The sequence below is a fragment of the Hungatella hominis genome (assembly GCF_014288005.1).
In the GTDB taxonomy this organism is placed as follows: Bacteria; Bacillota; Clostridia; order Lachnospirales; family Lachnospiraceae; genus Hungatella; species Hungatella effluvii.
The window spans coordinates 78,947-88,684 of sequence record NZ_JACOPB010000024.1 but is presented as its reverse complement, the minus strand read 5'-3'; the positions used below and the strand labels follow the sequence as shown (position 1 = coordinate 88,684).

Sequence of the window (9,738 nt, the reverse complement as noted above, 5' to 3'; positions counted from 1 at the left end):
TAATTATTAGCAATAACCTCTGATGGAGGGAGAGCCTCTCCTTCAGTTATTCATTAGAACAGATACCGTAACTATTAACTTGTAGTCTTGATTGACTACACCATTATTATACTAGGAGGAAAATAGATGAAAAAGTGTTTATCAGTTTTAATGTCGGCGGTAATGGCCGCCTCTCTGCTGAGCGGATGCGGGTCTGCGGATCAGAAACAGACATCACCGGCTGCTGCAGAACCCTCTGCGGAAAGCAGCACAACGGCGGAAGCGGCACCAGCTCCTGAGAAGGCAGAGACAGCACCAGGGGAGAAAAAGCAGATTTCTCTGTGGTTCTGGAGTGCTCCGGCGGATCAGCAGGTTCTCTTAAAACAGATTATTGAGGATGATATCAATGCGGTTCAGGATGACTACGTTTTAAATATTGAATTCCACGCGGGAAATGATCAGAATATCGCCACAGCGCTGGCGGCTAACGGCGGGCCGGATATCGTCTTTACTTCAGGTCCTTCCTATGTGACCAATTACGCATCGGCCGGTAAGCTGGAGAATCTGGACCGATACGCGGAGAAGTATGGCTGGAACGACCGGCTGCTGGAACCAATCTACAATCTGGGCACTTATGAAGGGTCGCTCTATGGTCTGTCAAACTCCCTGATGGTCATGGGTGTCTTCTATAACAAGAAGGTGCTCGCTGACAATGGATGGGAGGTTCCGGAAACCATCGAGGAGATGGAGACAATCATGAAGGCGGCTCAGGAGAAAGGCCTTTACGGAAGCGTAACGGGCAATAAAGGGTGGAAGCCTGTCAATGCCAACTATTCCAGCCTGTTTTTAAACCATATCGCGGGACCGGAAAAGGTGTATGAATGTCTGAAGGGCGAGGCCAAATGGAACAACCCTGATATGGTGGAGGCTCTGAATAAATCGGCTGAATGGTATCAGAACGGCTGGCTCGGCGGAGACAATTATACGGATCTGAACTTTGATGAGAGTGTCCAGCTTCTGTCTATGGGCATGGCTCCTTTCTTCGTCGGACCTTCCAATGTATTCCAGTGGGCGCCAAAGTATTTCCGTGGACTCACGGAAGACGATTTTGGATTTTTCCCATTCCCGGCCACCAATGATAAGGTAAAGTATCCGACTTACACGCTGGGGGTTACCTCCTGCCTGTCTATCAACGCTTTTTCTCCTTACAAGGATGAGTGCGCGGAGATCCTGGATAAGATCATGACCAACGATTTTATGGTCAAGCTGACGAAGGAGTGGCCAGGATACTGGGCAATTCCGCTGAAACAGTATGATATACCGGCAGATACCATGACGGGAATCTCCGCGGTATTCTGCGACGTTATGATCGATACCTTAAAGGCGATCGAGGAAGGCAATTACGGATATTATACGACCAGCTTCTGTCCGCCGGCCACGGATGTCGCGCTGCAGGATATCGATGGTGTGTGGCTCAAGACCATGAGTGCGGAAGAGGTTTTAGACAGAACGGATGCAGAATTTGAGAAGGAACTTGCAAATGGCCTGGTAGTCCCGCTGCCGGAACGGTAGATCGGGCAGGCAAATCAGTTTAGAAGGAGACAGAGCCGGACGGGTATTATATGTCCGGCTCTGCTGCAAAGGAGGGTAAAATGAAACGCAGACGAGATTATCTATTGCTTCTCCCGGCTTTTGTGCTGAGCATGGCCGTCGTGTTTATTCCAGGTGTGATGACGATATTTGCGTCCTTCACGGACTGGAACGGCGTATCCATGAATTTTCATTTCATAGGACTGCGGAATTTCTCCGAGCTTTTCGGCGATAAGATATTCTGGAGGGCAATCTATGACAATGTGAGATGGGTTGCGCTGTTTCTGACGATTCCTGTGGTGATCGGACTTGTGACATCCGTGCTTTTGCTGAACCGCAGACACAAGGGACTGTACCAGATGCTGTTTTTATTCCCCTATGTGCTTGCACCTGTGACAAACGTGGCCGTATGGCAGAATATTATTTATAACCCGATTTTCGGACTGGTGGGCTATCTAAACCGCCAGGGCTTTCATATCCCATCGCTGCTCAGTGATATGAGGACCGCTTTATATGCGGTGGCCGCCACAGATATCTGGCACTATTGGGGATTTTTGATGGTGGTATACTTAGCTTCCTTAAGACAGACGCCGGAGGATCAGGTGGAGGCGGCCAAGGTGGAAGGATGTAACGGATGGCAGCTGTTTCGGTACGTCTATTTCCCCAATATGCTTCCAACCTTTAAACTGATGATGATCATGTCTGTCATCAATTCCTTCCTGACGTATGACTACGTCTACTTAATGACATCGGGAGGTCCAGCGCACTCGACAGAGATGTTGAGCACCTACGCGTATACGTTCGCATTTGCGTCTCTCCAGGTTGGAAAGGCGGCGGCTATCGCTCTCTTCATGAGTTTTTTCGGGCTGATCGCCTCCTTTGTCTACATCCACCTGTCACAAAATGAGATCATGTCATAGAGGCCGCAGTGCCGGAAAGGAGTTTATATGGCAGCAATGGGTAAGAAAAAGCGGATCGTTACGCTGGTTACGGTTCATGCGATCCTGATTCTGCTGGTGTTCACGGCGCTGTTTCCGATTGCGCTCGTCGTGCTTAACAGCTTCAAGCCCCATGTGGCGATTGTCGCCAATCCGCTGTCCTGGCCGGAGAGTTTTACACCGGTCAACTATAGCAGCGCGTGGAGCTATGCCAAGTTTGGAATAGGGTTTAAAAACAGTATTATTCTGGCAGCCTGTACGATTGTCATCGTGCTGTTTACCTCGACTCTGGGCGGCTATGTGCTTGCCACCAGAAGAGGAAAAGTGGTGAATCTGGCACTTGTGTATTTCATGATTGTTATGACGATCCCGATTCAGCTGTTTTTATTTCCTCTTTATTATGTGATGTCCTATTTAAAGCTTGTGGGCACGGTTGTACCGATCAGCTTTATTCTCGCAGCCAGAAATATACCGCTGGCGCTGTTCCTGATGCGGACGTTTTTCTTAAACGTTCCCAAGGAGCTGGAGGAGGCTGCCAGAATCGACGGAGCCAATACGGGGCACGTCTTGTGGTATGTTATGGCCCCCGTTGTGTCTCCGGGCCTTCTGACCGTCAGTGTAATCGTGGGACTGAACGCATGGAATGAGTTCCTGATTACATCGACCTTTCTGCAGGGTGAGAAAAACTTCACCGCGACGCTGATGCTTCGCAGCATGTCTGGACAGTTCGGGTCGGATATCGGAATTATGATGGCCGGAGCCATGATCTTAATTGCCCCGGTTCTTATCTTCTTTATGATTACACAGCGCTATTTCATCGATGGGCTGGTCTCCGGTTCTGTCAAGGGATAGGGACAGGATAGAAAGGAACACTTGAAATGAAAGCATTTTTAATTCTGATTGACAGTTTAAACCGCCATTTTCTTCCGTGCTATAATCCGGCTTCCAGGGTGGCGGCAGAACACTTAACCGGGTTTTCAGAGGAAAACATTACCTTTGATTCCCACTACGTGGCTTCCGCTCCCTGCATGCCGGCGAGACGGGATATCTTTACAGGAAGAATCAATTTTCTGGAGAGAAATTGGGGCGGCATGGAACCATTCGATATTACGCTCATCGGTACACTCCGAGAGCATGGGATTTTCACACACATTACGACCGACCATCCCCACTATTTTGAGATCGGCGGGGAAAACTACTGCCAGATGTTCCATACGTGGAACTTTGAACGGGGACAGGAGGGGGATGTCTGGGTCTCGAGAGTAAAAGGAAGCGATATTCCCGAGCCGCATTATGGTAAGGTCAATAGCCAGAACCAGTTAAACCGCCTGGCCTATACGAAAGAGGAGGAGTACCCGACGCCGAGAACTTTTAGGTCTGCGTGTGACTGGATCGACAGCAACCGCGGCGCGGATGACTACTTCATGATGGTCGAAGCCTTCGATCCTCATGAGCCTTTCGACTGTACGGAAAATTATAAAGAACTGTATCCAGATACGTATGATGGACCGTATTTTGACTGGCCGTCATACCGGGCGCTGGATGAGGAGACTCCGGAGGCAATGGAACATTTGCGAAACGAGTATTCGGCAACGCTGACCATGATGGACCACTGGTTCGGAAGGTTTATTCAGAAGCTTAAGGATACGGGGATCTATGAGGAATCCCTCATTGTCGTGACATCGGATCACGGCCATATGCTGGGAGAACACGGGTTTGCAGCGAAGAATTTCATGCCGGCCTACCAGGAGCTGGTTCATATTCCCCTGCTCGTTCACCTGCCCGGCTCTGCGTACGGGGGCAAACGGATCAGCAGCCTGACACAGAATATCGATCTGATGCCGACGTTTCTGGAGCATTTTAAGATAGAGACGCCGAAGACGGTGCTGGGAAAGAGCCTGCTGCCAGTGATCCCCCATGACACGCCGGTCCGTGATCAGGCGATTTACGGATGGTTTGGAAAGGCGGTCAATGTGACGGATGGAACCCATACCTATTTCCGTGCGCCGGTATCCGAAGATAATCAGCCGTGCTTTACCTATGGGGCCATGCCAACCACATTTTTACAGTATTGGGATGTGAAGCCAGGAGATTATGAGGCTGGAGCGTTTCTGCCGTACACGGATTATCCCGTCTTCAAGGTCCGGTTCCGGGTGGAGGGCCATTATCCGGAATGCCCGGAAGGGCTGGATTACGTGCGGGAAAATCTTCTGTTTGATATCTGGTCTGACCCGCATCAGAACAGGCCCTTAAAGGATGAGGCGCTGGAGGCAGAGATGATCGGGAAGCTGTGTGCCGCACTCCGTGAATACCAGGCGCCGGCGGAACAGTGGAAGCGTCTCGGAATAGAATCATGTTCGGAAGAAATTAGAGGAGATACTAATGAAGAAACCAAATGTTATTATGATTAACAGCGACCATCAGGCGCTGCACCAGTGGACTTTTTATGAAAATAAGCCGCATCGGCCGTATTATGAACAGTTTGTAAGGGAAGGGGCGGAATTTACACATGCCTGCTGTGCTGCGCCTTTGTGCGGGCCGTCGAGAAGAAGCCTGCTGACCGGTTTATATCCGCATGCGCATAAGCAGTATCACAATGAGACAAATCCGCCGTATGCTGATGAAGTCTATCTGGATTCGCTGGCCGAAGCAGGCTATCGAAACTACTTCTTTGGTAAATGGCATGCCGGTCCGGGAACTGCGCTGGACCATCACTGTGAGGGGCTGTCACCGGAGGAGTACGGGAACCCGTATGTTACAAAGGAGTATAAAGACTATTTGAAAAAGCGGAACCTTCCGGCTGCCGCACACCGGATTGAAAGGGTCTTTTTCTGGGAGGACAAGAGCCAGCAGGCGTATCAGAAAAGTTCGCCCGATGAAATACCCAGAGATGGAGAAATCTTTAAGCTTCAGGATCCCAGGCACTGCTGTGAAGCTGCTTACGGAATTACGGTGACTCCAAAGGAAACGCTGGAATTCTTTTTCCTGTCAGAACTGGCGTGTGAGAAGCTGGAAGAATTGAGCACGGATGGGAACGATGCCCCATTTTCGCTGCGAGTAGATTTCTGGGGACCTCATCAGCCGTATTTTCCGACTCAGGAGTATTACGATCTGTATAAGGCGGTGTCCTATCCACCGTACGCCAGCTTTAACAGCGTACTTGAGGGCAAGCCGGAGGTTTATTTTACAGAGAAGAATGTTCCGATCGGGAAAGACAACCGTATCGTCATTCCCAACGCGCTGGCATGGGAGGATTACGAAGAAATGCTCAAATGCTGTGCGGCTCAAATCACGATGATCGACGAAGCTATTGGCAGGATCCTGAATAAGGTGAAAGAGCTGGGACTGGAAGAAAACACGGTGATCATCTGGACTGCTGACCACGGCGATGGTCTCGCCTGCCATGGAGGCCATTTTGACAAAGGATCCTATTTATCCCAGGAGGTATTACGGGTTCCTCTGGGAATTAAGTGGAAAGGCAGGATCGATGCAGGGCTTAAGATCGACGCTCCGGTCTGTACGGTGGATGTGCCTGTGACGATCATGGACGCAGCCGGATTAGAGTATAAAAACAGCGTGCACGGAGAAAGTCTGATTCCGATATGCATGGGAAAGAAGACGCCAGAATATGCGGTGAGTGAGACGTATGGCCTGGGATACGGGGAATACGTGAAGGCAAGAGCGGTTACGGATGGAAATTACAAGCTGGTCACCACTCTGGGACAGGCCTATGAGCTGTATGATTTGAAGGCAGACCCGTATGAACTGAAAAACCGGTATGATGATCCGGCTTACGGTGCAGTTCAGAGGGATATGGAAGAAAAATTAAGAGAATGGCAGAGCGCGACCGGCGACGAAATCTTATTTTTCGATGGAAGCGATTTTGCTGAATGTAAGTGAGCAGGACTTGCCAGATTCTGCAGACGCAGGTGAGGGGATTTTTCCGTTATTCCCGCGAGTAACGAGCCAAACGGACACGCTGGCGCGTCCATTTGGCGATTGCCGCGAGGGTCCCCCCGTTGCTTGCGACGGGGGGGACTCAGATTAATCAGAGAGGAGAAGTCATGACATTAAAAGAGATTGCAAGGGAAACCGGACTGTCTGTTTCGACAGTATCCAGAATCATCAATAAAGAAAATTATAAGTGCACCTCCCGGGAGGCAGAAGAGAAGGTCTGGGAAATTGTTCGGACTTCGGGCTATACTCCTAATCTGATGGCAAAGGAACTGAAAAAGAGCGGCTTCAAAAGGCCTATGAACAGAAATATCTCCTGCCTGTTTGCCAGAACCGACAACTCGGTGGCGGAGCAGTTCTTTTCACCGATTGCCCAGGCGGTGGAGCAGGAGGCTCTCGTTCAGGGTTGTCCCCTCGGCTACTCCTTTTCCATGCTGCACATCTCGGAGATACAGAGCGAAAGGATCAACAAGCTGGAAAAAGATGGCGTTGTCGTGTTGGGAAAACCGGGAGCTGAATTAGACCGGCTGCTGCGGGAAAAATTCAAGAATGTGGTGGTTGTTGGAATCGATGTGAATGAGGTTCCCTTTGACCGGGTTCGCTGCGATGGATACGAGGCGGCAGGAAAGGCAATCCGCCATTTATACGATTTAGGCCACCGCAGGATCGGTTACGCGGGATTAAAGGACATTTCCGCGTATGACGCGTACTTTGATTTCTTCACCGAACATAACATGAAGATTGATGAGTCCATAATCCATATCTATAAGTCGGCTTTCGGGATCGACTATAAAGCGGCGTGTGCTTTTCTCCAGGCGGAAAGGGAACTGCTGCCGACGGCATACTTTTGCAGCTGCGATATGATAGCGATCGGAATTATCCGGGCATGCCGGGAGCTTAAGATCCGAGTGCCGGAAGATATATCCGTAGTGGGATTTGATAATATTGAGATGGGGCAGATTGTCTCGCCGATGCTGACGACGATCAATGTGCCGATGCGGGAGATGGGCCGTATGGCGGTGAAGATACTTTTGGACCGGATCAATAAAGGGCATACGTCGCCAATCAGTATTGAGTTTCCGACAGAGCTGATTAAAAGGGAGAGCAGTACGGCTATACTGGTGAAAAAGGCATGGGCCGCCGCACAAAAATGAGACGCTCTGACAAATATAAAAGAGTACCGCGCATTTTGGGGGAAAAGCGGTACTCAGGAGAAGTTGAACCTAGTATATCACGGCAGCGCGGCAGTGTGCAGAGACAGATTTGCCATATATTGGATAATCTTGTGATGAAGATCCCGGCAGGGATATTTTATTGTGATTCTTTATTCTTGGAAATATTTTCCCGATGATGTATAATGGATAGGACTTTATTGCCGAAAAACGGCATTTCTTGATATTCGGGGGAAGAGACTGTGAAAAAAGACTGGGAATTATACCGCCGCTTTCTGTCGCTGGCGGTCGTTCTGGTGCTGCAGAATGTGGTGACACTGAGCGTTAATCTGGCAGACAATTTAATGTTGGGAGCGTACAGCGAGACGGCTTTGGCCGGGGTGGCCGCTGTCAACCAGATTCAGTTTGTGTACCAGCAGCTCCTGCACGCACTGGGAGACGGTGTGGTGATTGTGGGAAGCCAGTACTGGGGAAGGCATCAGACAGAGCCCATGAAGAAGCTCGCGTCGTCGGCCATGCGTTTCGCGCTGATTCTCTCGGCTGTTCTGCTGGCAGTCATGAGCCTGATTCCGTACCGCATCATGGGAATCTTCACGCGCGACAGCGGAATCATCGAAGAGGGCGCCCGGTATCTCAATATCATTCGATTTACCTATCTGTTTTTTGCAGTGACCCAGATTATGCTGGCTACGCTCCGCAGTGTGGAGACGGTGAAGATCGCATTTAAGCTGTCGGTGCTCACCCTGTTCGTCAACTGCGGAATTAATTACGTGCTTATAAACGGTCATTTCGGAGCACCGGAGATGGGCGTGGAGGGAGCCGCCATCGGCACACTGGCCGCGCGGATTCTGGAATGCGTTGTTTTAATTCTCTACATAGCGAAAAAAGAGACGAGGCTCAACCTGAGATGGCGGGATTATCTCGCATGGGATCGTGTCCTGACCGGCGATTACTTAAAAATTACGATTCCCATGCTCACCGTGCAGGGGCTCTGGGGCGTCAACACAGCGCTGCAGACCGTAATTCTGGGGCATATGACGGCCAATGCCATCGCGGCCAACAGCGTGGCGTCGACCCTGTTCCTGATGGTGAAGTCCATGGCGGTGGGATCGGCCGCGGCTACGTCCGTCATCATCGGCAAGGCGGTGGGAACAGGGGAACGGGAACTGGCCAGAAGCTACGCGCGGAGCCTTCAGCGAGTCTTTGTCCTGATCGGGATTGTATCCGGTGCGATTCTGTTCTTTATTCGGATACCGGTGCTGGGCCTCTACGATTTGTCGGCGGAGACCCGGGATATGGCCAATACGTTCCTGATTATCTTAAGCGTCGTATGCGTGGGAATGTCCTACCAGATGCCCACCAACAACGGAATCATCCGCGGTGGGGGAAATCCCATGTTCGTGGTCAAGATGGATTTGATCAGTATCTGGCTGATCGTCATACCGGTCTCCCTTTTTATGGCGTTTGTCGTAAAGGCATCTCCGGTCGCGGTAGTCTGCTGCCTGAACGCGGATCAGATATTTAAGGTGGTTCCGGCCTTCCTGGAAGTAAGGTATGGAAACTGGATGAGGAAACTGACAAGAGATTAGAATCCATTGTGTTATAACCTGAAAATCCAGGCTTTTTCCGTCCAGGGAGAATATGGCAAAAAATAGTAGTTGATAAAAGAACGTGTGTTCTGTATAATAGTACTATGATTGTCAGGGAGCAGATTTCAAGGAGGAGATTCTGGAGATGGAAAAATTACTGGATGTGATAGAACGGAAGGATGCTTTGGTGATAGCCCTGTCGGATGGCCATATCAGAGCGGTGGACTTAACGGCGCTTAAGCCTGAGACAGAAGCGGAGATGTCCGAGGAAGAGCTGTGCGCCGCGGGAAAGAAGATCTATACGGTCCTGTCCGAAGACATGGAACAGCTGCAGAGCTGTGAATACATATTTCAGGAAGACGCCATGTGGCTCCGGTATGGGAGTAAGCTGCATGAGGAGCTGCGCGACCACCGTCTGCAGAAACTTCTGGATGAAGAGATTTACTGTGAGGATGAGAGCGGCATGCAGTGAAGCAGAAGACAGGCGGTAAACGGAATGCCGGCATCAGGCATAGA

8 protein-coding genes are annotated in these 9,738 nt (G+C 50.4%); all 8 read left to right on the top strand.

Going from position 1 to position 9,738, the window contains the following annotated elements:
* Positions 1–126 precede the first annotated feature (126 nt).
* The 8 genes from H8S75_RS29295 to H8S75_RS29260 all read left to right on the top strand — a co-directional run bounded on the left by H8S75_RS29295 (position 127) and on the right by H8S75_RS29260 (position 9,694).
* Positions 127–1,551, top strand: coding sequence for an ABC transporter substrate-binding protein (locus tag H8S75_RS29295; protein WP_187024535.1), 1,425 nt, complete (start codon positions 127–129; stop codon positions 1,549–1,551).
* A gap of 80 nt (positions 1,552–1,631) precedes the next feature.
* The gene (locus tag H8S75_RS29290; RefSeq protein ID WP_187024534.1) at positions 1,632–2,489 is read left to right on the top strand and encodes a carbohydrate ABC transporter permease; all 858 of its coding nucleotides are present in this window, start codon (positions 1,632–1,634) and stop codon (positions 2,487–2,489) included.
* A gap of 27 nt (positions 2,490–2,516) precedes the next feature.
* Positions 2,517–3,359, top strand: a complete 843-nt coding sequence (locus tag H8S75_RS29285) for a carbohydrate ABC transporter permease (RefSeq protein WP_187024533.1) — start codon at positions 2,517–2,519, stop codon at positions 3,357–3,359.
* Positions 3,360–3,385: 26 nt separating this feature from the next.
* Positions 3,386–4,918 carry a sulfatase family protein gene (locus tag H8S75_RS29280; protein WP_187024532.1) on the top strand — a complete coding sequence of 511 codons (1,533 nt, stop codon included), beginning with the start codon at positions 3,386–3,388 and terminating at the stop codon, positions 4,916–4,918.
* Positions 4,890–6,407, top strand: coding sequence for a sulfatase-like hydrolase/transferase (locus H8S75_RS29275; protein ID WP_187024531.1), 1,518 nt, complete (start codon positions 4,890–4,892; stop codon positions 6,405–6,407). The genes H8S75_RS29280 and H8S75_RS29275 overlap by 29 nt, the downstream gene beginning before the upstream one ends.
* Positions 6,408–6,499: 92 nt before the next feature.
* Positions 6,500–7,615, top strand: coding sequence for a LacI family DNA-binding transcriptional regulator (locus H8S75_RS29270; protein WP_349769013.1), 1,116 nt, complete (start codon positions 6,500–6,502; stop codon positions 7,613–7,615).
* 260 nt (positions 7,616–7,875) lie between these two features.
* Complete coding sequence (locus H8S75_RS29265; protein ID WP_187024529.1) at positions 7,876–9,222, top strand: MATE family efflux transporter; 1,347 nt, start codon at positions 7,876–7,878, stop codon at positions 9,220–9,222.
* A gap of 145 nt (positions 9,223–9,367) precedes the next feature.
* Positions 9,368–9,694, top strand: coding sequence for a hypothetical protein (locus tag H8S75_RS29260; protein ID WP_187024528.1), 327 nt, complete (start codon positions 9,368–9,370; stop codon positions 9,692–9,694).
* The last annotated feature ends 44 nt before the right edge of the window (positions 9,695–9,738 follow it).

Bases quoted from the DNA above. Each gene is read 5' to 3' on its own strand.
- H8S75_RS29280 (WP_187024532.1), top strand. From the start codon at position 3,386: ATGAAAGCATTTTTAATTCTGATTGACAGTTTAAACCGCCATTTTCTT.
- H8S75_RS29295 (WP_187024535.1), top strand. From the start codon at position 127: ATGAAAAAGTGTTTATCAGTTTTAATGTCGGCGGTAATGGCCGCCTCT.
- H8S75_RS29275 (WP_187024531.1), top strand. From the start codon at position 4,890: ATGAAGAAACCAAATGTTATTATGATTAACAGCGACCATCAGGCGCTG.
- H8S75_RS29290 (WP_187024534.1), top strand. From the start codon at position 1,632: ATGAAACGCAGACGAGATTATCTATTGCTTCTCCCGGCTTTTGTGCTG.
- H8S75_RS29260 (WP_187024528.1), top strand. From the start codon at position 9,368: ATGGAAAAATTACTGGATGTGATAGAACGGAAGGATGCTTTGGTGATA.
- H8S75_RS29285 (WP_187024533.1), top strand. From the start codon at position 2,517: ATGGCAGCAATGGGTAAGAAAAAGCGGATCGTTACGCTGGTTACGGTT.